Genomic DNA, 22,381 nt, shown 5'->3' on the forward strand with positions numbered 1-22,381 from the left:
AAACGCCGACATTTCAGAAGACGCTACTTTTGGGGGCGCCGCACCGGATAACGGCCGCGACGCCGCGCGAGATCAAGGAAGCGTCCCGAAAACAGGAAGGCGCCCATGCTCATCTCACGCGTATTACATACCGCCGCAGCGACTCTCGCGATCACCGCGGGCCTCGCCGCCGGTGTCGCGGCGGCCGCACCGCTCCCGCTCGAGCCGGTCGCTCCGGTCGCGGGCACCTCCGGAAGTGCGGATTCCGCGACCGACGGCGGCGTCGGCAGCAGCGTCATCGACCTGTTGAAACTGCTCGGCGACATCAGCCACGGATGCACCCCGGGCACCGTCTGTGCCGCCGCCGCGGCGACGGCCCGGACGCCGGAGGCGAACACCGCGATCGCCGACACGCCGCTCGGATCCGGCTCGGCGAGCGGTTCGAACGAGCCGGGCTCGGTGCTGTGCTGGTTGCTGCACCCCAGCCCCACCTGTCAGATCTGAGCATCGCGGGCACCCGAGACGGTTGTCCTGCCGGGCTCGAAAGCACCGGCGGGACAACCGTTTCCGACCTCAGTACCGGTAGTGCTCCGGCTTGAACGGGCCCTCGACATCCACGCCGATGTACTCGGCCTGGTCCTTGGTCAGCTTGGTGAGGGTGCCGCCCAGCGCCTCGACGTGGATGCGCGCGACCTTCTCGTCCAGCACCTTCGGCAGGCGGTAGACCTCGTTGTCGTACTGCTCCGGCTTGGTCCACAGCTCGATCTGCGCGATGACCTGGTTGGAGAAGCTGTTGCTCATCACGAACGAGGGGTGGCCGGTGGCGTTGCCCAGGTTCAGCAGCCGGCCCTCGGACAGCACGATGATCGACTTGCCGGAATCGAAGGTCCACAGGTCGACCTGCGGCTTGATGTTCAGCTTGGTGGCCCCGGAGTTCTCCAGCGCCGCCATATCGATCTCGTTGTCGAAGTGACCGATATTGCCCAGGATCGCCTGATCCTTCATCGCCTTCATGTGGTCCAGGCCGATGATGTCCTTGTTGCCGGTCGAGGTGATCACGATGTCGGCATCCGCGATCGCCTGCTCGACGGTGACGACGTCGAAGCCGTCCATGAGCGCCTGCAGCGCGTTGATCGGGTCGATCTCGGTGACCTGAACACGTGCGCCCTGGCCGGCCATCGACTCCGCACAGCCCTTGCCCACATCGCCGTAACCGCAGATCAGCACCTTCTTCCCGCCGATCAGCACATCGGTGCCGCGGTTGATGCCGTCGATCAGCGAATGCCGGGTGCCGTACTTGTTGTCGAACTTGGACTTGGTGACCGAGTCGTTGACGTTGATCGCCGGGAAGGTCAGCTCACCGGCGGCGGCGAACTGGTACAGCCGCAGCACGCCGGTGGTGGTCTCCTCGGTGACACCCTGCACCGATTCGGCGATCGCGGTCCACTTGCCCGCGTCGGCGGCCAGGCTCGCGCGCAGCAGGTTGAGGAACACCTTGTATTCGGTGGAATGCGACTCGTCCTCGGGCGGGACCACCCCGGCCTTCTCGAACTGGGCGCCGCGCAGCACCAGCATGGTGGCGTCGCCACCGTCGTCGAGGATCATGTTGGCGGGCTCGTTCGGCCAGGTGAGCATCTGCTCGGCCGCCCACCAGTACTCCTCCAGGGTCTCGCCCTTCCAGGCGAAGACCGGCGTGCCCTTGGGCTCGTCGATCGTGCCGTGCGGGCCCACCACGACCGCGGCGGCCGCGTGATCCTGGGTGGAGAAGATGTTGCACGACGCCCAGCGCACCTGCGCACCCAGTTCGACCAGGGTCTCGATCAGCACCGCGGTCTGGACCGTCATATGCAGCGAACCGGAGATGCGCGCACCCTTCAGCGGCTGCACCTCCGCGTACTCGCGCCGCAGCGCCATCAGACCGGGCATCTCGTGTTCGGCCAGTCGAATCTCCTTGCGGCCGAACTCGGCCAGCGACAGATCCGCCACCTTGTAGTCGATGCCGTTGCGGACATCGGGAGTCAGGTTCGTCTGAGCGGAAAGTTCTGAGGTCGTCATGCGCCTGGATCAGCCTCTCGGTGGATGTCGGTTCGACAACTCAGGCTAGTCGCTCACACGCGTTCGGTGTACGCCGACGGGGTGCGTCTGCCCCGGCCGCGCATCACCGGCGCCAGACGTATCGGACCTGGGGCCGGCCCGCGCGGCCGTAGTCCGACCGGCGTTCCACCACGCCGTCGGTCGCCAGCTGCTCCAGATAGCGCCATGCCGTGACCCGCGAAACGCCCACGGCACGGCCGGTTTCGGTCGCCGACAGCCCGTCCGGCGCCTCGCGCACCGCCCGTGAGATCTCCTGGAGTGTCTGCGGCGCAATACCTTTCGGGGCGGCCGCTTTGGGATCGGCGGTGCGCAGCGCGCTCAACGCCCGATCGATGTCGTGCTGGGTCAGCGTCGCATCACCGGCCGGCAACGCGGCCCGGAACTCCAGGTAGCGCTCGAGCTTGTCGCGAAAGGCCGCGAAGGTGAAGGGTTTCAGCAGATACAGCGCTATCCCGTGCGCGACCGCGGCGCGCACCATCTCGAGGTCACGCGCCGAGGTTATGGCGATCACATCGGGTCGCGGCCGCAAGCGGGCCAGGGCGGCGGTCACCTCGAGCCCGCCGATATCCGGCAGACCCAGATCCATCAGCACCAGATCGATCGGAGTTCCCGCCGCGGCGGCCTGCGTGGCCGTGCGGATCGCATCCCGGCCGGTGGCGGCCACACCCACCGGCTCGAATCCCGCCACCCGCGCGACATACGAGTGATGTGCCTCGGCGATGCGCGGTTCGTCCTCCACGATCAGCACCCGGATCGGCGGCCTCGTCATCGCACCGGAATCCTCACCACGACAGCCGATTCCGGGCTGCGCTCGGCCCGCAGCGTGCCGCCGTATCGGGTCACCAGCCGCCAGACCAGCGCCAGGCCGAGTCCGTGGTGTTCGGCCTTGGTCGTATATCCCCGTTCCATCGCCTGCGCGAAAGCCTCCTCCGACATTCCCGGCCCGCTGTCGGCGACCCTGACCACCAGCGCCGACGCATCCGAGCGAACGGAGACCTCGACCCAGGCGTCCGGATCCTGCGCGACCGCGTCCACCGCGTTGTCCACGAGATTTCCCACCAGGGTGACCACTTCCTGCGCGGTCAACGGCGCGACCGAGTCCAGCGCGGTGTCCTCGGCGACGGTCAGCTCCACGCCGCGTTCGATGGCCCGGTCCACCTTGCCGAGCAGCAGCGCCACCAGGACCGGCTCGTGGACCGCATCGGTCAGGCGGTCGATGAGTGCCTGCGACAGCCGCAGTTCGGCCGTCGCGAAGTCGACAGCGCGATCGACATGGCCCAGCTCGACCATCGTGATCACCGCGTGCAACCGGTTGGCCGCCTCGTGCGCCTGCGCCCGCAGCGATTCGGCCAGGCCGCGCGCGGAATCCAACTCGCCCATGATGTCGCGGAGTTCGGTGTGGTCGCGGATGGTGAGGACCGTGCCGAGGCGCCGCCCCGCCCAGGAGACGACGTCCTGATTGACCACCAGCACGCGGGCGGCCGTCACATGCATCTCGTCGCGGACCACCGTGGCGTCGAGGTGGCGCAGCGACACCGGCAGATCGGCGCGGCGCACCGGGCCGTCGGGCAGTTCCAGCAGGCGTCGGGCCTCGTCGTTGACCACCGCCGCCTCCGGGTCGTCGCGGTCGAACACGATGAGCCCCTCGTGCACGGAGTGCAGCACGGCATCGTGATGTTCGTAGAGCGTCCGGAGTTCGGCCGGGCCCAGTCCCTGGGTCTGGCGCAGCAGCCGGCGGCGCAGCAGGAATGCGCCCAGCACCGCCAGCAGCAGACCGGCGCCGGCCGCACCGAGGATCAGCGGCAGCTGCGCACTCACCTGATCGCCGATGCGGGCCCGGGTCACGCCGGCCGAGACCAGGGCGACGACCCGGCCGGTGTCGTCGACGACGGGGGTGACCGCCCGGATCGACGGGCCCAGCGATCCGGTGTAGGTCTCGGTGAACGTCTCCCCGGCCAGCGCACGATCGATGGTGCCGCTGAACGGCTGTCCGATCCGGCTGACATCGGTGTGGGTGTAGCGGGTGCGGTCGGGTGCCATCACGACGATGAAATCGACCCCGGTCCGCTGCCGGATCCGTTCGGTCACCGGCTGCAGCACGGCCGTGGGGTCCGGCGTGCGCACCGCGGCCGTCGTGGACGGCGCCTGGGCGAGGGCGACCGCGATGCCGGTCACGCGGCGTGCCGTCGCATCGTCCTGTTCGCGGCGCACCTCCCATACCGCCAGCGCCGATCCGACCGCGATCACCACCACCAGGACCGCCAGCTGCACCACGAAGACCTGGCCGGCCAGCGTCATGCCCCGGGCGCGCCGCGCAGGCGAACGAGGGGTCCGGCCTTTCGCCCGCAACGGTCCTCCCGTGAACGAAACGTACGTAATGGTGACCGAGGTCACGGTCACCCCCATCATCACAGTACGAACCCGAGGGACATATCGGGCAGCACCGGAGGCACATCATGAGCGACTCGACACGGACGCACCGTCGCGACCGTACCCATTGGCTCTATCTCGCCGTCATCGTGGCGGTCGTGGCCGGCGTACTCGTCGGCTGGCTGGCGCCCGGCTTCGGGAAGTCGGTGGGCGAGCTGGGCACCATATTCGTCAACCTGATCAAGATGATGATCTCGCCGGTCATCTTCTGCACGATCGTGCTCGGTATCGGCTCGGTGCGGGCCGCGGCGCGGGTCGGCAGGATCGGCGGCCTGGCGCTCGGCTACTTCCTGATCATGTCGACGGTGGCTCTGACGATCGGTCTCGTGGTCGGCAATCTGCTGCAGCCGGGCAGTGGGCTCAACGTCCACGAACACGTCGGCGCGGCCGCCGGCTATGTGAAGCAGGCCGAAAGCAGCGGCGGCACCTGGCACTTCCTGGAAAGCATCATCCCGACATCGCTGCTGTCGTCGCTGACCGCGGGCAGCGTGCTGCAGACCTTGTTCGTGGCCCTGCTCGTCGGCTTCGCCGTACAGGCGATGGGTACTCAGGGCGAACCGATCCTGCGCGCGGTGGGGCTGGCGCAGAAGCTGGTGTTCAAGATCTTGACCATGATCCTGTGGCTGGCACCGATCGGCGCCTTCGGCGCGATCGCGAACGTGGTGGCGGCCACCGGGCTGGATGCGGTGAAACAGCTCGCGGCATTGATGCTCGCGTTTTATCTGACCTGCCTGGTCTTCGTCTTCGGCGTACTCGGTGCGCTGCTGCGGGTGAGTTCGGGCGTGTCGATCTTCAAGCTGGTGCGCTACCTGGCGCGCGAATATCTGCTGATCTTCTCCACCTCGTCCTCCGAATCGGCGCTGCCGCGGCTGATCGCGAAGATGGAACACCTCGGGGTCGAACGCTCGACCGTGGGCATCGTGGTACCGACCGGATATTCGTTCAACCTCGACGGCACCGCGATCTATCTGACGATGTCCTCGCTGTTCATCGCCGACGCGATGGGTAAGCCACTCTCGCTCGGACAGCAGATCGGTCTGCTGGTGTTCATGATCGTCGCCTCCAAGGGCGCCGCCGGGGTGACAGGAGCGGGACTGGCCACCCTGGCCGGTGGTCTACAGAGCCATCGCCCGGACCTGCTGGACGGTGTGGGCCTGATCGTCGGCATCGACCGATTCATGTCCGAAGCCCGCGCCATCACCAACTTCTCGGGCAATGCCGTCGCCACCGTCCTCGTCGGGACCTGGACCAAGACCATCGACGACGTCCGTCTGCGCGCCGTGCTCGACCGGGAACTGCCCTTCGACGAGACGACGATGGCCGACAGCGAACCCGCCGAGGCATCCGGAACGCCCGCCGAACGGACCGAACTGGTCGCCGTCTGACGCCGCGACTATCCCGCGAGCCGGTAGACGGCCAGGGTGCGCTCCCGCTTGCGCGGCGCGATATTGGCTCTGCCGAGATCGCCCGCGTAGTGCGCGGCGACCTTCGGATCCATCACCCGTCGCCACAGCGGCGGGACCGTGGCCAGCAGGATCATCGTCGCGTAGCCCGCGGGGAGTTGCGGGGCCTCCTGGGTACTGCGCAGCGTCTGGTACCGGCGGCCCGGATTGGCGTGGTGGTCGCTGTGGCGCTGCAGGTGGAACAGGAAGATGTTGGTGACCAGCCGATCGGAGTTCCAGCTGTCGGCCGGCGAGCAGCGCGCCCAGCGGCCACCGGGCAGACGGCGGCGCAGCAACCCGTAATGTTCGACGTAGTTCACGGTTTCCAGCAGCCCGAAGCCGATCACGGCCTGCAGCAGCAGATACGGCAGCATGCGGGGGCCGAACACCGCCAGCAGCGCGCCGTAGAGCACCACCGTCATCGACCACGCCTGCAGGATGTGGTTGCGCACGTTCCACCAGCCGAGGCCCTTGCGATGCAGCCGGTCACGTTCCAGCCTGATCGCCGAGCGCAAACCGCCGAAGATGCTGCGCGGCAAGAACATCCACAGCGATTCGCCCAGGCGGGCGCTGGCCGGATCGTCCGGGGTGGCCACCCGCGCGTGGTGGCCCTTGTTGTGTTCGACGAAGAAATGCCCGTATCCGGACTGGGCGAGCGCGAGTTTGGCCAGCCACCGCTCCAGCCGTTCCACCCGATGCCCCAGCTCGTGCGCGGCGTTGATGCCGATACCGCTGACGAAACCGAGCGTCGCCGCCAGCCCCAGCTTGTCCACCACGTCGAGTTCGTGACCGGACCACATGTAGGCCGCGATCACCAGTCCGGCCAGCTGGATGGGCAGGAACAGATAGGTGCACCACCGGTAGTAGCGATCGTGGGAGAGCCGCTCGTAATCCTCGTCGCGCGGGTTCGTGCCGTCCTCGCCGACGAACCAGTCCAGCAGCGGTATCACGATCAGCACGATGATCGGCCCGATCCACCAGAACGCCTCGATGCCGGTCCGCGCGACCAGCTGGGAAGGGAGCAATGCGCAGCCCGGGGCGATCAATCCCAACATCCACAGATGTTTTTTGGGATCAGCCGAACCCGAGCGTTTGCCGACCGTTTGCACTGATTGCCCCACTCGAACGTACCTGGACTCCTGCCAGGTAAATATGTAGCGGCTCCGAGGCCGTTACGCCCGGTTCAAACCCGCAAAGTGGTAACCGTTACACACGGGGACCCGAAGTCACAGACAGCGCGGGCCTGAATCCACTGCGCCGCACCGGGTGAGCAACCGCCGTTTCCGCGGGGACCACGCAGGTCAGCGACTATTCGCCCCCGTCGTCCCGGCCATGGAAGGCCGGCGCGGTTGTCGGCCGGCATCCCAACCGGCCCCGCGACAAATCGTTATCCGTCACAGGACGGATTTCGGGCTAGCGGCCGCCGGTTCGGTCCCGGGCGGCGAGAATCGCCTCCACATACGGTGCGAGCAGGCTGCTCAACTCCTCCGGGGCGTCACGATGCAGTGCGGCCGGAGTCGGAATGTAGCTGATGGCGATGCGCACCAAGGCGTGAGCGAGCACATCCGCCTGCGCCGCCGACGCCCCCACCCAGCTGTTTTCGAAGGCCGCGCCCAAGCGCCGGGCGGCATGCTCGATGAGCGGCCCGGCATCGAGCGTGATCAATCGCAGCAGATCCAGCTTGGCCTCACCGACCACCAGGGACTGCACCAGCGGGTCGGCCGCACTGTCGAGGATGAAATTTGCCAGACCTTCGCGGAACGCTGCCCGCGCATCGCCGACGTTGTCGGCGATGGCCGTTCCGACATGGTCCACCAGCTGATCCGCCAGCCGCAGCGCATAGGCCTGCGCCAGTCCCGTCCGGGAGCCGAATTCGTTGTACAGGGTCTGCCGGCTCACCCCGGCCCGCGTCGCGACGTCGCCGAGCGTGATCTTGGCCCAGTCCCGCTCGATCAGCAGTTCCCGCATCGCATCGAGAACCGACGTGCGCAGCAGGGTGCGCGCCGCTTCCTGGTACGGGACCCGGGATCCGTTACGCGGCATACCCGCGACGGTGTCACGGGCGGCTTCCGCAGTCAAAACGACTCACGAACGTTCGATCTCGACCATGAAGAAGTCGGCCTTGGCCGCCCCACAGTCCGGACACGTCCAGTCGTCGGGAATGTCCTCCCAGCGCGTCCCCGGCGCAATCCCCTCGTCCGGCCAGCCCTGCTCCTCGTCGTATTCGAAGCCGCACTGGATGCACTGAAAAATCCGATAGGGCCGACTCACCGTGCCTCCTGTGTCATGCGGGACACCCGCACCCGGTCGGCACGGCGAGCCGCTGCGCGATTGTCGCTCACCGTGCCTCCTCGAAATCGATCTTCTCCCGTACCCCGCAGTCCGGGCAGCACCAGTCGTCCGGCACCGACTCCCACGGGGTGCCCGCCGGAAATCCTTCCCGCGGAGCACCTTTCGCCTCGTCGTAGACGTAATCGCAGACAGGGCAACGATAGGCCCCCATCACCGCGCCTCCTGTGTCATGCGGGACACCCGCACCCGGTCGGCACAGCGAGCCGCTGCGCGATTGTCGCTCACCGCGCCTCCTGTGTCATGCGGGACACCCTCACCCGGTCGGCACGGCGAGCCGCTGCGCGATTGTCGCTCACCGTGCCTCCTGTGTCATGCGGGACACCCGCACCCGGTCGGCACGGCGAGCCGCTGCGCGATTGTCGCTCACCGTGCCTCCTGGTAACGCGCGAGGACCTTGTCTCGCTTGCTCGGCTGCAGGTTCGCCTGCGTGAGGTCGCCGTCGTAGTGGGCCACGACGCGCTTGTCCATCACGCGCCGCCACAGCGGCGGGAAGTAGGCGAGCATGATCATGCTGGCGTAGCCGCTCGGCAGATTCGGCGCCCCGTCCCAGCTGCGCAGTGTCTGATAGCGCCGGGTCGGATAGGCGTGGTGATCGCTGTGCCGCTGCAGGTGGTAGAGGAAGATGTTGGTGACGAGGTGGTCGCTGTTCCAGCTGTGCCGCGGTGTCGGCCGTTCGTAGCGGCCGCGGTCCGTGCGCTGCCGCAGCAGACCGTAGTGCTCCAGATAGTTGACCGCCTCCAACAGGCTGAAGCCGACCACCGCTTGCAGCACCAGATACGGCAGTACCTCGAGTCCGAAGCCGGCCACCAGCGCCGCGTAGAGCACCAGCGACATCGCCCACGCGCTGAGCACATCGTTGTGCAGGCTCCACGGGCGCTTCCCGAGCCGTTCCAGCCGGGCCCGCTCGAGCCCCCACGCGGAGCGCAGACTGCCCCATACCGTGCGCGGCCAGAACGCCCAGAACGACTCGCCCACACGGGAACTCGCGGGATCCTCCGGCGTGGCCACCCGCACATGATGGCCGCGATTGTGCTCGATGTAGAAGTGGCCGTAGAACGTCTGCGCCAGCGCGATCCGCGACAGCCAGCGCTCCAGATGCACCTTCTTGTGCCCGAGTTCGTGCGCGGTGTTGATGCCGATGCCGCCGACCATGCCGACCGTCAGGGCCAGGCCGATCTTGTCCACGACGGTCAGGCCGCCGTCGATGCCGAGCCAGCTCAGGTTGTCCGCGGTGATCAGATAGCACGCCATGACCAGCGACGCGTACTGGAACGGCAGGTAGATGTAGGTCAGGTAGCGGTAGTACCGGTCGTTCTCCAGATACTCCATGACCTCGTCCGGCGGATTCTCGCCGTCGGCGCCGAAGAACAGGTCGGCGGCGGGGATGACCAGATAGATGAGGATCGGGCCGAGCCAGAACGGCACCTTCGCGAGGGTGTGCCAGCCCAGTTCGTTGAGCCCCCAGATGAGCGGGAGTCCGATGATGAACAGTCCCGTCGGCGCGAACAGGCCCCACAACCACAGATAGCGCTTGCGGTCACGCCAGCCCGAGTCGAGCAGGCCGTCGGCGGTTCCGGCTTCGGTCGACATCGTCGTCTCCATTCGATACAGCTGCCACATTCACTGTGATGTGGGTAACCATTACCGTGGACAATATGCCGACACCTGTCGGGCGTCTATACATTTTTGCCGATTTGTAAACGCGTTGTGACAGTGCACGACGGACGAGCGGGACGGGCTGCGGCGCACCCCGTCCCGCCGTCGATGATCGATTCAGCGCAGCAGTACGTCCGAATCGGCGGGCAACGCGTCGACCGGCCACCACCGCAGATCCGTCGACTCCGCGCTGCGCACCGGCACCGCGCCGCGCGGCGCGCGGATCTTGAACAGCAGATCCAGGTGACGAGTCGGCACCCCGAGCGAGCAGGTGATCGGGTGCGCCTGCGCGCCGTACAGCCCGGGCTCGACCTTCAGCCCGGCGATCCCGGACTCCTCGGTCGCCTCCCGCAGCGCGGCGTCGACCACGGTCTCGTCACCCGGCTCGCAGTGACCGCCCAGCTGGATCCACCGGCCGACCCGCGGATGCAGCGTCAGCAGCACCTCACGCTCGTCGTGGGAGAACACCACCGCCGAGGCGGTGATGTGGCCGGGGGCGTGTTCCCGGAGACAGCCGCGCGGCGCCGAACCGAGGAATGCCAGCATCGCCTCCCGCACGGACTGTTCCGGATGCGTTGCGGGCTTCCAGTTTTCCAGCAACTCGGTGGCCGAGGCATGCAACGACTCGGCACTCACAGCTCGACCAGACCCGTTCCCGCCTCGCGCGGCGGGCGCGGCGACAGCTCCTCCTCCGGATAGCCGACGGCTATGGCGCCCAACGGATTCCAGTCCGGTGCCAGTCCCAGAACCTCGCGGGTCACCTCGGGCGCGAAGATGGTCGAGCCGATCCAGCAGCTGCCGACACCGCGTGTGGCCAGAGCGACCAGCAGCCCCTGCACAGCCGCACCGACCGCGACGGTGAACATGGTCGACTCGGCGGCACGGCGGCGCTCGTCCGGATAGTCGTGCGCGCCGTCGGGGACACAGAACGGAATGATCACCTCGGGTGCGTCGAACAGGATCCGGCCGCGTGCGACCCGGCGCTCCACCCGCTCGGGATCGAGACCGTCGGCACCGAGGTCGTTACGCCATTGCGCCGCCATCGAATCCAGCAGACGCGCACGCAACTCCGGCTGCCGCACCCACACGAATCGCACCGGGCGGGTGTGATGCGGAGCGGGCGCGGTGAGCGCGTCGCCGACCGCGGCGCGAATCACCTCGGGATCGACCGGGGTCTCGGCGAAGGTCCGCACCGAGCGGCGCAGCAGCAGCGCTTCCCGGCGGCCCCGCTCGATCGCCTCGGCGGTGCCGAGCCAGAACAAATCCTCCTCGCCACCGCGCAGCAGATCCTTGGCGGTGGATCCGTCGTCGTGCGGAGTCAGCCCGCGTACGACCGCGACCGGCACGCCGCCCAGTTTGCCCTTCGCCAGATCCGCTGCGGCGGCGAGTTCGTCGGCCACCGCCACCTGGGTGACCTGCAGCTCGTTCCCCTGCCCGTCGACCGCGCCGGCGTAGTCGTGCACGACGCGCAGACCGGCGGCACCGATCGCGGCGTCGGTCTGGCCGATGCGCCAGGCCCGGCCCATCGTGTCGGTGATCACCACCGCGACGTCGACGCCCAGCCGCTGCGCCAGCGCCGCCCGCAGTGCCGCGGCGCTGGCATCGGGATCGGTTGGCAGCAGGACCAATTCGCCCTGTTCCACATTGGAACCGTCGACCCCGGAGGCAGCCTGCACGATGCCGAGGTGATTCTCGGTGATGAGGGTGCGCCCCTTGCGCGCCAGCACCCGCACCGCCTCGGCGTCGACGAGTTTGCGCCGCACGGCATCGCGTTCGTCCGGATCCCGCGGCGCCTCGACGATGCGTCCCTCGGCCTTGGCGACGATCTTGCTCGTCACGACCAGCACGTCCCCGTCGACGAGCCAGGGGGCCTGGGCCGCAATGTGTTCCGCGACATCGTCACCCGGCCGGAATTCCGGTAGCCCCGGCACGGGGATGATCGTGATCTCCCCGCCGGGCGCATGGTCGGTGTGTCGCACCTGATCGCTCATGCTGTGCTCAATTTCGGCATGAGCTGGGCGCTGCGTGGTTACGCTCCGCTCCCGCCTCCGCGCCTGATCGCTCATGCCGGCACCCCCGCGATGTCGAGCGCCTCCCGCACCATCGCGGCGGTGGCGGCGGGATCGGTCATCAGCAGCGGCACACTGCGCACCTGGACACCCGGCACATCGGCCTCGTCGGTCGAGTGGATGAGCCAGCCGTCGAGGATGCCGGTGTCCGACCGGGCGCCGAAGTGCCGTCCGATGGCCTCGGCCGAGGTTTCCACTCCGATCACCTCGAGGCATTCATCGGCCATGCCGCGCAAGGGTTTTCCCCCGATCACGGGCGATAAACCGACGACTTTGGCGGAGGTGGTCCGCAGCGCGCCCCGGATACCCGGCACGGCGAGGATCGCACCGATGCTCACCACGGGGTTCGAGGGGGCCAGCAGCACCACATCAGCACCCTCTATGATTTCCGTCACACCAGGGGCAGGTTTGGCTTGATCCGCCCCGATTGTGACGAATCCATGGGTCTCGACGTTTGCTCGGTACCGTACCCACCACTCCTGGAAATGAATCGCGCGGCGTTCGCCAGGGCTGTCGGGGTCAGTGATCACAACATGCGTTTCGCACCGATCGTCCGTTGCCGGGAGAAGTTTCACTCCGGGCTGCCAGCGATTGCACAGCGCTTCGGTAACCGCCGAGAGCGGGTATCCCGCGCGCAGCATTTCACTGCGCACCAGATGCGTCGCGATATCGCGATCTCCGAGTCCGAACCAATCCGGTTGGGCGTGGTATTTCGCCAGTTCCTCCTTGGCGTGCCAGGTTTCTCCCACCCGGCCCCAGCCGCGCTCGGTATCGATACCCCCACCCAGCGTGTACATGCAGGTGTCCAGGTCGGGACAGATGCGTAAACCGTGCATCCAGACGTCGTCGCCGACGTTCACCAGCGCCGTTACATCCGCCTCCGGCAGCAGTTCCCGCACACCTTGTAAGAAGCGCGCGCCGCCGACTCCACCGACCAACACCGCAATGCGCGGTTTACGATCAATCCGCTCGATCTCGGCCGCGATGTCCGCTTGTTCTCCAGTCACATCCGCACAGCCTATGCGGTGCCCGGAAGCGGGGGTTCGCGTGCGTATTTGCTGGTCATTTGCTACTTCGAGGTTACCGAACCGCGTCGAAGGCGGCCTCGGATAGTAACGGAATTGTGTCGGCAGCTTGACCATCGACGCGTCCGGCGTGTCTAATCACAGACATGTCATTCCGGGTCCGCGCGAGAGCCTTTGGCGCAGACCGCGTTTCGAACGCATGTTCGCATCGGAACGACAAGCTCGGGGATGTCCGCGGGACTACGTCGCGGTGTGGGACCGTCGGTGGGCACGTCCGGTCCGACGGAAAAATCATTCTGCGCTAACACACAGTGAGGAGGCGGAGCGATGGCCGAGGAGCTGGCCCCGTCGGGCATTCCGGGCGGTGTATCGCAAACCGATTCCACAGCATGCGCAGCACCAAGCGACTGCGCTGACAGCCGGAACGACGAACGAGAGGGGGGCAGCACGGTGACCAACGAATCGGGATCGCTCAACAGAACTCCGCAAGGAGGGCAGTGGGCGCGCACTCAGCGCAAACCCGAACCACCGCAGCTGAGTCTCATCGTCACCGACTTCGATGCGATGTTCGACACCATCGAAGAACAGTGGCAGGAACGGGCGCTGTGCGCCCAAACCGATCCGGAAGCCTTCTTCCCCGAAAAAGGCGGCTCCACAAGGGAAGCCAAACGGATCTGCATGGGCTGCGAGGTCCGCGACGAGTGCCTGGAATACGCACTCGCCCACGATGAGCGGTTCGGTATCTGGGGCGGTTTGTCCGAACGCGAACGCCGCCGCCTCAAGCGCGGCATCAGCTGAACTCACCCGCCTCTCCGGGGATTCAGCGTGCCGTGAGAGCCGGGTGGGTGTTGCTTCGGGCCGGCGGTCGTGGGGCTGGTCGGGTTCTGGGCGTGCCCGGTGAGTTACCCATGTGCTCGCGAAATCTGTTGTCCGGTTTCCCTGTTCGCCTCGCTTCGCTTCGGCGGGGCGGGGCGGGCGACGGGAAGTGGACGCCCGGCACTCGTGATCGGTTGCCCGGCACTCGTCATTGGTTGCCCGGCACTCGTTCATGGCCGCGTGGCACTTCGTTCTTGGTTGCCCGCCGTTCGTTCTTGGTTGCCCGCCGTTCGTTCTTGGCTGCCCGGCGTTCGTTCTCATCGGCGAACGCGGGGACCGGCCGCGTCCGCGCCTACTCCCCTGTCGGGTCGATGATCTCCGGGTCTACGCCCAGGTAGGTGGCTATCTGCTGGACCAGGACTTCGCGCAGGAGGTCCAGCAGGTCTTCCGGGTCGTGGGCGCGGAGTTCGAGGGGTTTGCGGAACAGGACCACCCGGGCTCGGGTGGCTACGTTGTGGCGGTCGACTCCGGCCGGGATCAGGCGGGAGAGCGGGACCGGGCCGTCGGCGACCACCTCGTCGGGCCAGGTGACCGAATCCGGGTGCAGCGGACGGATCTTGGGGACGTCGTCGACCGCGATGTCGAGTTTGGTCAGGCGATCGTGCCAGCGGGCGTCCAGCGGCGCGAATGCCTCCAGCACCAGGCGGTCGAACTGCTGGCCGCGGGTGCGGCGCGCGGGCGCCGACGGCGGCAGCATCGGTCCGCGCACGCCGCGGCCGCGGCGAACCACCGAACGGGTCGTCACCGGCCGCCTCTTCGATCGGGTCATACCTTGCGACAGTAGTCACCGCGCCGGCGGCGGGGCCACGTGATCTCCCCGGAGCCGGAGCCCCGCCGTGCCCCGAAGTGGCCGGGGACCGGCCCGCGTGTCTGTCTGCGACACACGGCGTGGGGGGTTAGTCTGCTGGATGTGATTCCCATGCGTCGTTGCTGCCGCCCAGGCTGCAAGAATCCGGCCGTCGCGACGCTCACCTATGTCTACTCGGACTCCACCGCAGTCGTCGGCCCCCTCGCCACCGTCGCCGAACCGCACTCCTGGGATCTGTGCGAAACCCACGGCTCCCGCATCACCGCCCCCAAGGGCTGGGAACTGGTCCGGCACGAAGGTGGATTCTCCTCCAGCACACCGGACGACGACGACCTGACCGCACTGGCCGAGGCCGTCCGCGAAGCCGGGATGCGACGCCGCCCACCGGAACCCGAACAGCGCGGCTACAGCGAGTACGCCCCGCCCCCGGCGCGCCCCCAGCGGCCCGGCCGCACCGGCCGCCGCGGCCATCTACGGGTGCTTCCCGATCCCCCGAACTGAGCCCGCACCACACGCGGCACACGCGCGACCGGCCTGAAGCCCGGGCGAGCCCGCGGCCCTATTAGGGTGTTGGTCATGACAGTCGCCCGGTCTGCCGAGTCCGTTCACGCAGTTGTCAAGGCATACGACGTTCGCGGGGTTGTCGGGGAGCAGATCGACGCGGCATTCGTCCGCGACGTCGGCGCGGCCTTCGCCCGGCTGATGCGCACCGACGCCACCCCCGCCACACGCATCGTCATCGGTCACGATATGCGCGACTCCTCCCCGGAACTGGCCGCCGCCTTCGCCGACGGCGTCCTCGATCAGGGCCTCGACGTGGTTCACATCGGGCTCGCCTCCACCGACGAGCTGTACTTCGCCTCCGGTCATCTGCAGTGCCCCGGCGCCATGTTCACCGCCAGCCACAACCCCGCCCGCTACAACGGCATCAAGTTGTGCCGGGCCAACGCGTTGCCGGTCGGGCAGGAGACCGGGCTCGCGACCATCGCCGACGAGCTCGTCGAGGGCGTGCCGGCCGGACCGGGCAGCCGCGGCACCGCGACCGAACAGAACTTGCTCGAGGCCTATGCCGAATTCCTGCGCGGGCTGGTCGATCTCGGCGCGATCCGGCCGCTGAAGATCGCTGTGGACGCCGGCAACGGGATGGGCGGCTATACGGTCCCCGCCGTGCTCGGTGCGGTGCCGCAGCTGACCATCGCCCCGCTCTACTTCGAACTCGACGGCTCGTTCCCCAATCACGAGGCGAACCCCCTGGACCCGAAGAATCTGGTCGACCTGCAGAAGTACGTCCGCGAGACGGGCGCCGACATCGGCCTGGCGTTCGACGGTGACGCCGACCGCTGCTTCGTCGTCGACGAGCGCGGCGAACCGGTCTCCCCCTCCGCGATCACGGCGCTGGTCGCGGAGCGCGAACTGGCGAAAGAGCCGGGCGCCACGATCATTCACAATCTGATCACTTCGCAGGCCGTGCCCGAACTGGTCACCGAACTCGGCGGCACGCCCGTGCGCACCCGTGTCGGCCATTCCTTCATCAAGCAGCAGATGGCCTCGACCGGCGCGATCTTCGGCGGCGAGCATTCCGCCCACTACTACTTCCGCGACTTCTGGGGTGCCGACTCCGGTATGCTGGCCGCTCTGCACGTGCTGGCTGCCCTGGGCGAGAAGGACCGGCCGATGTCGGAGCTCGCGTCCTCGTACGCGACGTACGCGGCCTCCGGCGAGATCAACTCCACAGTGGCGGATGCGCAGGAGCGAACCCTGGCGGTGGTCACCGCATTCGAAGGGCGCGCGCAATCGGTGGATCGGCTCGACGGCGTGACCGTGCGGCTGCCCGGACAGGCGTGGTTCAATCTGCGCGCATCCAACACCGAGCCGTTGTTGCGACTCAACGTCGAAGCCCGTTCGCAGGAGGAAGTAGACGCACTCGTGACCGAGATTCTGAGCATCGTGCGCGGCTGACTGGAATAGTGGAATCACAGGGCTTGGATTCGCCCGGGGACAACGACATCCCCCGGCGTGGTGACCCGATTGAGGGGAGGTGGCAACGCCCGATGATCGCAGGGACACCCGTACTCGACCTCGATGACGTCGCCTCGTTGGAGGCCGCGGATTCCGGGGGAATTTTGCGTTCGGCCGCCTCCGGGGGCGCCCAGGTGCGTGCGACCGCGGCCGCCGTCGCCGAGAACGCGCTCGGCCGGCTCGACGGTCTGCGGCCGCGAAGTCTGGTGCTGGTCTCCGGCACCGGGCGCGCGGCCCGCGCGGCCACTCTGCTGCAGGCCGCGTTCGGCGACCGCGCGGGGCTGCCCATCATCAGCGCCACCACGATTCCGCAATGGGTCGGTTCGCTGGACGTGGTGGTCGTCGCCGGTGACGACTCGGCCGACCCGCGACTGACCGGCGCCGTCGACCGAGCGCTGCGCCGCGGCGCCGAAGTCGTGGTCGCCGCGCCCGACGAGGGTCCGATGCGGGCCGCGGCCGCCGGACGCGCGGCCATGCTGCCGCCGCGGATCCGCGTGCTCGACCACAACCGGATGCTGCGATTCGTCGCCGTCGGCATCGCGGTGCTGCAGGCCGTCGACCCCGTGCACATCGGGCCCCTGGTCCCGAACCTCGACGAACTCGCCGATGTGCTCGACGCCGAGGCGCTGCGCGACGGCCCGCACCACGAGGTCTTCCACAACCCCGCCAAAACCCTCGCCGCGCGGATGCGGGAACGGCGGCTGGTGCTGACCGGCGATTCCCCCGCCGCCGCGGTGGTGGCCGAGCACGGCGCCGAGGTGCTGTTGCAGACCGCGGGACAGATCGCGGCCGCCGTCGACCTCACCGAAGCCGTGGCCGCGAACGCGCGGCTGATCGAATCCGCGGAGGCGACCGCGCCCGGTTACGATCCGCTGTTCCACGACGAGCAACTGGACGGACCGGCCCCGGTCGATCGGGCCCGGGTGTTCGTGGTGAGCGCCGACGGCGATCAGGTCGCGGCGCGGCGCCGGCTGGCCGTCTTCGGCGCGGGCGCGGGCATCGTCGACGCCGATCTGGTCAACGTCGACATCGAGCTGATGCGCACCGAGGCGAGTGTGCCACGCGATACCGATGCGGGCGAACCCCCGGCGCCGGCGGCCGGCCGCGGCAGCGAGGTCGAACAACTGGCGGTGCTGGTGCTGCGGCTGGAAATGGCCGCCGCCTATCTGCGTCTGCTCGGCGGCCCCCCAGCCGCGAGCCGTCCCGCCCACTACGACGGGGGCCACTACTAGTGCACGAACTCGTTGGTGCGTTGCGTTCCTATGCCTGGGGATCTCGCACCGCACTCGCTCAGCTGTGCGGCCGGGAGGTTCCCTCCCCCCATCCCGAGGCCGAATTGTGGTTCGGCGCCCATCCCGCCGACCCGGCGAAGGTCCTCGCCGACGGCGCCGGACGCTCGCTGCTGGAACTGCTCGAGGCCGAGCCGAACCGGGAGTTGGGTACGGTCGCATCGGCATTCGGCGGCCGCCTGCCGTTCCTGCTGAAGATCCTGGCCGCCGAGGAACCACTGTCGCTGCAGGCCCATCCCAGCGCCGATCAGGCCCGCTACGGATTCGAACGGGAGAACCACACGCGGGTGCCGCTGGATTCCCCCATGCGCAACTACCGCGACGACTCCCACAAACCCGAACTGGTGGTGGCACTCGACCGCTTCGAGGCGCTTGCCGGTTTCCGTGATCCGCTGCGCACCGTCGACCTGCTGAACTCCCTGGCCGTGCCGGAACTGGTGCAGTACACCGAACTGCTTGCCGCCCAGCCGGATTCGGGCGGCCTGCGCACCCTGTTCACCACCTGGATCACGCTGCCGCAAGCCATGCTGGCCACCCTGCTGCCGAAGGTCCTCGACGGATGTGTGCGCTATCTCAAACAGGTCGACCCGCTCGAATCGCCCAGGCAGGCCAAGGAATTCGCGGCCGAAGCGCGCACCACGCTGGAGCTGGCCGAAGCGTATCCCGGTGATGCCGGAGTGCTGGCGGCCCTGCTGCTGAACCGGTTGACGCTGGAACCCGGACAGGGCCTGTTCCTGGCCGCCGGCAGCCTGCACGCCTATCTGCGCGGCATGGGCGTCGAGATCATGGCCAATTCGGACAATGTGCTGCGCGGCGGGCTCACCCCCAAGCACGTCGACGTGCCCGAGCTGCTGCGGGTGCTGGATTTCGAACCGCTGCGCACGCCGATCATCGACCCCGAACCGGTCGACGAGAACTCGTTCCGGTACCCCACGCCCGCAGCGGAATTCGCGCTGCGCCGCTTCGAGTTGACCGAGGACGCCGCGGCGGTCGACATTCCGCGGGTCGGGCCGGGCATCATGCTGGTGACCGCCGGCACCGTGGTGCTGTCGCAGGCCGGGAACGAATTGCCGATCGCCGCCGGCAGCGCCGCGTGGATCTCGGCCACCGATACCGATATCCGGGCGCGGGCCCTCGGCGGCCCGGCGCAGCTGTTCTGCGCGTGTGTGGGCGAGTGACCACGCGGCCGGTTCGGCCGCTTTAGTAGATTGATCGAACAAATCGGACATCTACCGGCGTGCGCCGGGGACGGAAGGACCGGGGCTGCACCATGTCTGCTGGTGGCGGAAAGAAGGCGATCTTCGCGGCGTTGAGCGCGAATGCCGGTATCGCGGTGGCGAAATTCGTCGGCGCCGCGATCACCGGTTCCGGATCGATGCTGGCCGAGGCCGTGCACTCGGTGGCCGACACCGGTAATCAGGGACTGCTGTTGCTCGGGCAGAAGCGTGCCGAACAGGAGGCCGACGATCTGCATCCGTTCGGCTACGGACGCAACCGCTACTTCTACTCGTTCGTCGTGGCACTGGTGCTGTTCTCCCTCGGCTCGATGTACGCGATCTACGAGGGTGTGCACAAGATCCAGCATCCGGAGGAGTTGACCTCCCCCATGGTGGCGATCGTGATCCTGGCTATCGCGGCGGCGCTCGAGGGCTACAGCTTCATGACCGCGATGCGCGAATCCGCACCGCTGCGCGAGGGTGCGAGCTGGTGGCGGTTCATCCGCAACTCGCGCAGCCCCGAGCTGCCCGTGGTGCTGCTCGAGGACACCGGCGCGCTCATCGGCCTGCTGATCGCGCTGGCCGCGGTGGTGCTGACGGTGGTGACGGACAACGCCATCTGGGACGGCATCGGCACCCTCGGTATCGGCCTGTTGCTCGGTGCCATCGCGGTGGTGCTTATCGTGGAGATGAAGAGCCTGCTGATCGGTGAGGGCGCGACGCCGGCGCAGGACGCGGCGATCCGCGCGAAGCTGGTCGACGGTGAGCGCATCGACCGGGTCATCCACCTGCGCACCGAATACCTCGGCCCCGAGGAGATGCTCGTCGCGGCGAAGGTGTCGATCGTGCCCGGACTGGAGATCGCCGATATCGCCGCCGCGATCGACGACGCCGAAGCCCGGGTCCGGGCGGCCGTCCCCGCCGCTCGGGTCATGTACATCGAGCCGGATCTGTACCGCACCCAGCCGGTGTAGACCGCGGCGGACGGCTGAGCACCGAGGAGCACTGTCCCGGGGCTGGTGCGAGGCGCGGCGTGCGGCTCAGCCCGGCGCGCCGAGCAGGACGGCCGGGTCGATGCGGATGCCGAATCGCTCGCGCAGCGCACGGGTCGCGGCGTGCATACCGCACATACCGTGCACACCGGGCCCGGGCGGCGTCGCCGCGGAGCACAGGTAGACACCGGGAAGCGGTGTGGCATAAGGGTTCCAGCGCGGAGTCGGGCGGAAGATCGTCTGCGCCAGGGTCATCGCGCCGGCCGCGATGTCGCCGCCGACATAGTTGGCGTTGTGCGCGGGCATGCGTGCCGCCGGACGCACGTGGGTGGCCTGGATCAGATCTCGGAAGCCGGGGGCGAAGCGTTCGAGTTGCGCGACGACGTCGGGACTCACGTCGCGGCCGGATCCGTTGGGTACATGGGCATAGGCGTAGAGCGTGTGATTGTCGCCGGGAGCTCGGGACGAATCGACCACGCCCGGCTGGATCACCAGGACGTACGGCCGCTCGGCGTGCCGGCCCGACGCGACGAGACGTTCGACGGCCATCGCCTCGGCTCGCGTGCCGACGACATGGACGGTGCCCGCGGCCGCCAACTCCGTCGCCCGCCACGGCACCGGGCCCGACAGGGCGAAATCCACCTTGCACGCGGCGCCGCCGAACCGATAGCGCTGCAATCGGTGTCGATATGCCGTGGGCACTCGCGCGATCCGCAACAGTTCCGTGGGCGCGGTGTCGAGCAGAACCGTTCGTACCCCGGCGAATTCGTCCAGTGAATCGACGCGATGCCCGGTGTGGACGCGCCCGCCGTGGCGTTCCAGATCGGCGATCAGCGCATCGACGATGGCCTGTGAGCCGCCGCGCGGAATCGGCCAGCCACCCACATGGGCGAGGGTGCCGAGCAGCAGCGCCACGCCGGCCGCCGAGAACTGCCGCGGCGGCATGATGGCGTGCGCGCTCACGCCGGTGAACAGCGCCGCCGCACGTTCCTCGCGAAAACGCAGGTCCCACAGCGGAGATGCCTGCTCGAGCAGTCGGCGGCCGAAGCGCAGCGCGGACAGCGGATCACGAGGCATACGGCGCAGGTCGGACATCCCCAGCTCCACCACCGCCTCCCACTGGCGCACCAGCGGGGCGAACAGGCGCCGCCACGTCGCACCGTCGCGGCCCAACCCCTCGACCGTCCGGTCCAGATCCCGCCAGGCCGACGCGGCCACCCCGCCGTCGAGCGGATGCCCGTACGAGATCGCGGGAGTCGCCAGTTCGACGCCGTGCGCACCGAGGTCGAAGGCGCGGAAGAACGGGGACGCCAGCGCCATCGGATGCGCACCCGCGCACACGTCGTGGTGATATCCGGGCAGGGTGAGCTCCGCGGTACGGCAGCCGCCACCGGCACGATCCGCGGCTTCGAACACCTCCACCTCGAGCCCCGCGCGGGCCAGCAGCACCGCCGCGGCCAGACCGTTGGGCCCGGAGCCGACCACCACCGCATCCGCCATGATCACCACTGTAGGGCCCGAAAACGAAGGGGCTCAGGGCATCAACTCCGGGTGGCCCAGCGGATGAGCACGTCCATGCGCTGTTCCCACAAATCCGGACGGAGTCGATGACTGCGGTCCAGCGCCGCCATCCCGTGCAGCGTGCTCCAGAACACCTCGGTGTAGGCCCCGGTGTCGGCTTCGGGGACCAGCGGGCGGAACAGCCGCTCGAGCTCCTCGAAGCAGTCGCGCAGGGTCTGGGGTGCGTCGGGACCGAAGGGCAGTTCGGTGTCGAGGACGAACATGGCGTCGTAGAGGGCCGCGTTGTCGGCCGCGAAACTCAGATAGGCCCGGGCGACCGCCTCCATCGCGGCGCCGGGGCCGTCGGCCTGCTCGCGGGCGGCGCGGAGCACATCCCGCAGCCGGCCGATGCCCTCCTCGGCCACGGCCGAGACGATTGCCCGTTTTCCCGAGAAGTGGCTGTAGAGCACGGGCTGGCTGTATTCGATGCGCTCGGCGAGCCGGCGCACGGTCACCGCATCCCAGCCATCGGATTCGGCCAGTTCACGCGCACTGTCGATGATCGCCTGCCGACGCTGGGCGCGTTCGCGTTCCTTGCGTTCCTGAACCGTCATACCGAAATTCTAGCAACGC

Annotated in this window: 22 protein-coding genes; 8 read left to right on the forward strand and 14 right to left on the reverse strand. The window is 68.3% G+C overall.

Annotation, left to right across the window (positions count from 1 at the left end; translation table 11 throughout):
- Window positions 1-105: 105 nt before the first annotated feature.
- Entirely contained in the window at window positions 106-483 is a 378-nt protein-coding gene (locus tag ON23_RS21375; protein WP_039780323.1) for a hypothetical protein, read from the forward strand.
- Window positions 484-552: 69 nt separating this feature from the next.
- Here the strand turns inward: ON23_RS21375 and ahcY are convergent, their stop codons facing one another.
- From ahcY to ON23_RS21390, 3 genes are all read right to left on the reverse strand, one after another.
- Window positions 553-2,034, reverse strand: a complete 1,482-nt coding sequence (gene ahcY / locus ON23_RS21380; protein WP_039780325.1) for an adenosylhomocysteinase — start codon at window positions 2,032-2,034, stop codon at window positions 553-555.
- 103 nt (window positions 2,035-2,137) lie between these two features.
- Window positions 2,138-2,842 (reverse strand): response regulator, encoded by a 705-nt coding sequence (locus ON23_RS21385; RefSeq protein ID WP_039780326.1) that lies wholly within the window; start codon window positions 2,840-2,842, stop codon window positions 2,138-2,140.
- Window positions 2,839-4,371: a sensor histidine kinase gene (locus ON23_RS21390; RefSeq protein ID WP_039780328.1), complete on the reverse strand. Its 1,533-nt coding sequence runs from the start codon at window positions 4,369-4,371 to the stop codon at window positions 2,839-2,841. The genes ON23_RS21385 and ON23_RS21390 overlap by 4 nt, the downstream gene beginning before the upstream one ends.
- Window positions 4,372-4,529: 158 nt before the next feature.
- Between ON23_RS21390 and ON23_RS21395 the strand changes: the two genes are divergently transcribed.
- A complete protein-coding gene (locus ON23_RS21395) occupies window positions 4,530-5,888 on the forward strand; it encodes a cation:dicarboxylate symporter family transporter (protein WP_039780329.1) in 1,359 nt (452 codons plus the stop codon).
- Window positions 5,889-5,896: 8 nt separating this feature from the next.
- Here the strand turns inward: ON23_RS21395 and ON23_RS21400 are convergent, their stop codons facing one another.
- The 8 genes from ON23_RS21400 to cofD all read right to left on the reverse strand — a co-directional run bounded on the left by ON23_RS21400 (window position 5,897) and on the right by cofD (window position 12,987).
- Complete coding sequence (locus ON23_RS21400; protein WP_051043023.1) at window positions 5,897-7,000, reverse strand: alkane 1-monooxygenase; 1,104 nt, start codon at window positions 6,998-7,000, stop codon at window positions 5,897-5,899.
- Window positions 7,001-7,358: 358 nt separating this feature from the next.
- On the reverse strand, window positions 7,359-7,988 hold the full coding sequence (locus ON23_RS21405) for a TetR/AcrR family transcriptional regulator (RefSeq protein WP_051043025.1): 630 nt from the start codon (window positions 7,986-7,988) through the stop codon (window positions 7,359-7,361).
- A 42-nt stretch (window positions 7,989-8,030) separates the two neighbouring features.
- Window positions 8,031-8,216 carry a rubredoxin gene (locus ON23_RS21410; protein WP_030515012.1) on the reverse strand — a complete coding sequence of 62 codons (186 nt, stop codon included), beginning with the start codon at window positions 8,214-8,216 and terminating at the stop codon, window positions 8,031-8,033.
- Window positions 8,217-8,283: 67 nt separating this feature from the next.
- Complete coding sequence (locus ON23_RS37000; RefSeq protein WP_083904141.1) at window positions 8,284-8,448, reverse strand: rubredoxin; 165 nt, start codon at window positions 8,446-8,448, stop codon at window positions 8,284-8,286.
- A 212-nt stretch (window positions 8,449-8,660) separates the two neighbouring features.
- On the reverse strand, window positions 8,661-9,887 hold the full coding sequence (locus tag ON23_RS21415; protein WP_051043027.1) for an alkane 1-monooxygenase: 1,227 nt from the start codon (window positions 9,885-9,887) through the stop codon (window positions 8,661-8,663).
- A gap of 183 nt (window positions 9,888-10,070) precedes the next feature.
- Window positions 10,071-10,589: an NUDIX hydrolase gene (locus ON23_RS21420; protein ID WP_039780332.1), complete on the reverse strand. Its 519-nt coding sequence runs from the start codon at window positions 10,587-10,589 to the stop codon at window positions 10,071-10,073.
- A complete protein-coding gene (locus ON23_RS21425) occupies window positions 10,586-11,944 on the reverse strand; it encodes a coenzyme F420-0:L-glutamate ligase (protein ID WP_039780333.1) in 1,359 nt (452 codons plus the stop codon). Before ON23_RS21425 ends, ON23_RS21420 begins: the two co-directional genes overlap by 4 nt.
- 71 nt (window positions 11,945-12,015) lie before the next feature.
- The gene (gene cofD, locus ON23_RS21430; RefSeq protein WP_189595073.1) at window positions 12,016-12,987 is read right to left on the reverse strand and encodes a 2-phospho-L-lactate transferase; all 972 of its coding nucleotides are present in this window, start codon (window positions 12,985-12,987) and stop codon (window positions 12,016-12,018) included.
- A gap of 624 nt (window positions 12,988-13,611) precedes the next feature.
- Between cofD and ON23_RS21435 the strand changes: the two genes are divergently transcribed.
- A complete protein-coding gene (locus tag ON23_RS21435) occupies window positions 13,612-13,845 on the forward strand; it encodes a WhiB family transcriptional regulator (RefSeq protein WP_030515006.1) in 234 nt (77 codons plus the stop codon).
- 370 nt (window positions 13,846-14,215) lie between these two features.
- On the opposite strand, the gene ON23_RS21440 is transcribed toward ON23_RS21435, so the two are convergent.
- Complete coding sequence (locus ON23_RS21440; protein ID WP_167331878.1) at window positions 14,216-14,692, reverse strand: metallopeptidase family protein; 477 nt, start codon at window positions 14,690-14,692, stop codon at window positions 14,216-14,218.
- A gap of 150 nt (window positions 14,693-14,842) precedes the next feature.
- Here ON23_RS21440 and ON23_RS21445 point away from each other — a divergent pair, with 150 nt between their 5' ends.
- The 5 genes from ON23_RS21445 (at window position 14,843) to ON23_RS21465 (ending at window position 20,230) form a co-directional block, all read left to right on the forward strand.
- Window positions 14,843-15,232 (forward strand): DUF3499 domain-containing protein, encoded by a 390-nt coding sequence (locus tag ON23_RS21445; protein WP_039780359.1) that lies wholly within the window; start codon window positions 14,843-14,845, stop codon window positions 15,230-15,232.
- Window positions 15,233-15,307: 75 nt separating this feature from the next.
- On the forward strand, window positions 15,308-16,690 hold the full coding sequence (locus tag ON23_RS21450; RefSeq protein WP_039780360.1) for a phosphomannomutase/phosphoglucomutase: 1,383 nt from the start codon (window positions 15,308-15,310) through the stop codon (window positions 16,688-16,690).
- Between the two features lie 92 nt (window positions 16,691-16,782).
- Window positions 16,783-17,982, forward strand: a complete 1,200-nt coding sequence (locus tag ON23_RS21455; RefSeq protein WP_039780335.1) for an amino acid adenylation domain-containing protein — start codon at window positions 16,783-16,785, stop codon at window positions 17,980-17,982.
- Window positions 17,982-19,217, forward strand: a complete 1,236-nt coding sequence (gene manA / locus ON23_RS21460; protein WP_039780336.1) for a mannose-6-phosphate isomerase, class I — start codon at window positions 17,982-17,984, stop codon at window positions 19,215-19,217. Before ON23_RS21455 ends, manA begins: the two co-directional genes overlap by 1 nt.
- A 92-nt stretch (window positions 19,218-19,309) precedes the next feature.
- Window positions 19,310-20,230 carry a cation diffusion facilitator family transporter gene (locus ON23_RS21465; RefSeq protein WP_039780362.1) on the forward strand — a complete coding sequence of 307 codons (921 nt, stop codon included), beginning with the start codon at window positions 19,310-19,312 and terminating at the stop codon, window positions 20,228-20,230.
- 66 nt (window positions 20,231-20,296) lie between these two features.
- On the opposite strand, the gene ON23_RS21470 is transcribed toward ON23_RS21465, so the two are convergent.
- Window positions 20,297-21,748: a phytoene desaturase family protein gene (locus ON23_RS21470; protein ID WP_039780364.1), complete on the reverse strand. Its 1,452-nt coding sequence runs from the start codon at window positions 21,746-21,748 to the stop codon at window positions 20,297-20,299.
- A gap of 41 nt (window positions 21,749-21,789) precedes the next feature.
- The gene (locus ON23_RS21475) at window positions 21,790-22,362 is read right to left on the reverse strand and encodes a TetR/AcrR family transcriptional regulator (protein ID WP_039780337.1); all 573 of its coding nucleotides are present in this window, start codon (window positions 22,360-22,362) and stop codon (window positions 21,790-21,792) included.
- Between the last annotated feature and the right edge of the window lie 19 nt (window positions 22,363-22,381).

It is taken from the genome of Nocardia cerradoensis NBRC 101014, assembly GCF_000308535.1.
Classification (GTDB): domain Bacteria; phylum Actinomycetota; class Actinomycetes; order Mycobacteriales; family Mycobacteriaceae; genus Nocardia; species Nocardia cerradoensis.

Bases quoted from the DNA above. Each gene is read 5' to 3' on its own strand.
- ON23_RS21440 (WP_167331878.1), bottom strand. From the start codon at position 14,692: ATGACCCGATCGAAGAGGCGGCCGGTGACGACCCGTTCGGTGGTTCGC.
- ON23_RS21415 (WP_051043027.1), bottom strand. From the start codon at position 9,887: ATGTCGACCGAAGCCGGAACCGCCGACGGCCTGCTCGACTCGGGCTGG.
- ON23_RS21385 (WP_039780326.1), bottom strand. From the start codon at position 2,842: ATGACGAGGCCGCCGATCCGGGTGCTGATCGTGGAGGACGAACCGCGC.
- ON23_RS21450 (WP_039780360.1), top strand. From the start codon at position 15,308: ATGACAGTCGCCCGGTCTGCCGAGTCCGTTCACGCAGTTGTCAAGGCA.
- ON23_RS21465 (WP_039780362.1), top strand. From the start codon at position 19,310: ATGTCTGCTGGTGGCGGAAAGAAGGCGATCTTCGCGGCGTTGAGCGCG.
- ON23_RS21445 (WP_039780359.1), top strand. From the start codon at position 14,843: ATGCGTCGTTGCTGCCGCCCAGGCTGCAAGAATCCGGCCGTCGCGACG.
- ON23_RS21455 (WP_039780335.1), top strand. From the start codon at position 16,783: ATGATCGCAGGGACACCCGTACTCGACCTCGATGACGTCGCCTCGTTG.
- ON23_RS21390 (WP_039780328.1), bottom strand. From the start codon at position 4,371: ATGACGCTGGCCGGCCAGGTCTTCGTGGTGCAGCTGGCGGTCCTGGTG.
- ON23_RS21425 (WP_039780333.1), bottom strand. From the start codon at position 11,944: ATGAGCGATCAGGTGCGACACACCGACCATGCGCCCGGCGGGGAGATC.
- ON23_RS21375 (WP_039780323.1), top strand. From the start codon at position 106: ATGCTCATCTCACGCGTATTACATACCGCCGCAGCGACTCTCGCGATC.
- ON23_RS21405 (WP_051043025.1), bottom strand. From the start codon at position 7,988: ATGCCGCGTAACGGATCCCGGGTCCCGTACCAGGAAGCGGCGCGCACC.
- ahcY (WP_039780325.1), bottom strand. From the start codon at position 2,034: ATGACGACCTCAGAACTTTCCGCTCAGACGAACCTGACTCCCGATGTC.
- ON23_RS21470 (WP_039780364.1), bottom strand. From the start codon at position 21,748: ATGGCGGATGCGGTGGTGGTCGGCTCCGGGCCCAACGGTCTGGCCGCG.
- ON23_RS37000 (WP_083904141.1), bottom strand. From the start codon at position 8,448: ATGGGGGCCTATCGTTGCCCTGTCTGCGATTACGTCTACGACGAGGCG.
- ON23_RS21475 (WP_039780337.1), bottom strand. From the start codon at position 22,362: ATGACGGTTCAGGAACGCAAGGAACGCGAACGCGCCCAGCGTCGGCAG.
- ON23_RS21435 (WP_030515006.1), top strand. From the start codon at position 13,612: ATGTTCGACACCATCGAAGAACAGTGGCAGGAACGGGCGCTGTGCGCC.
- ON23_RS21395 (WP_039780329.1), top strand. From the start codon at position 4,530: ATGAGCGACTCGACACGGACGCACCGTCGCGACCGTACCCATTGGCTC.
- ON23_RS21400 (WP_051043023.1), bottom strand. From the start codon at position 7,000: ATGTTGGGATTGATCGCCCCGGGCTGCGCATTGCTCCCTTCCCAGCTG.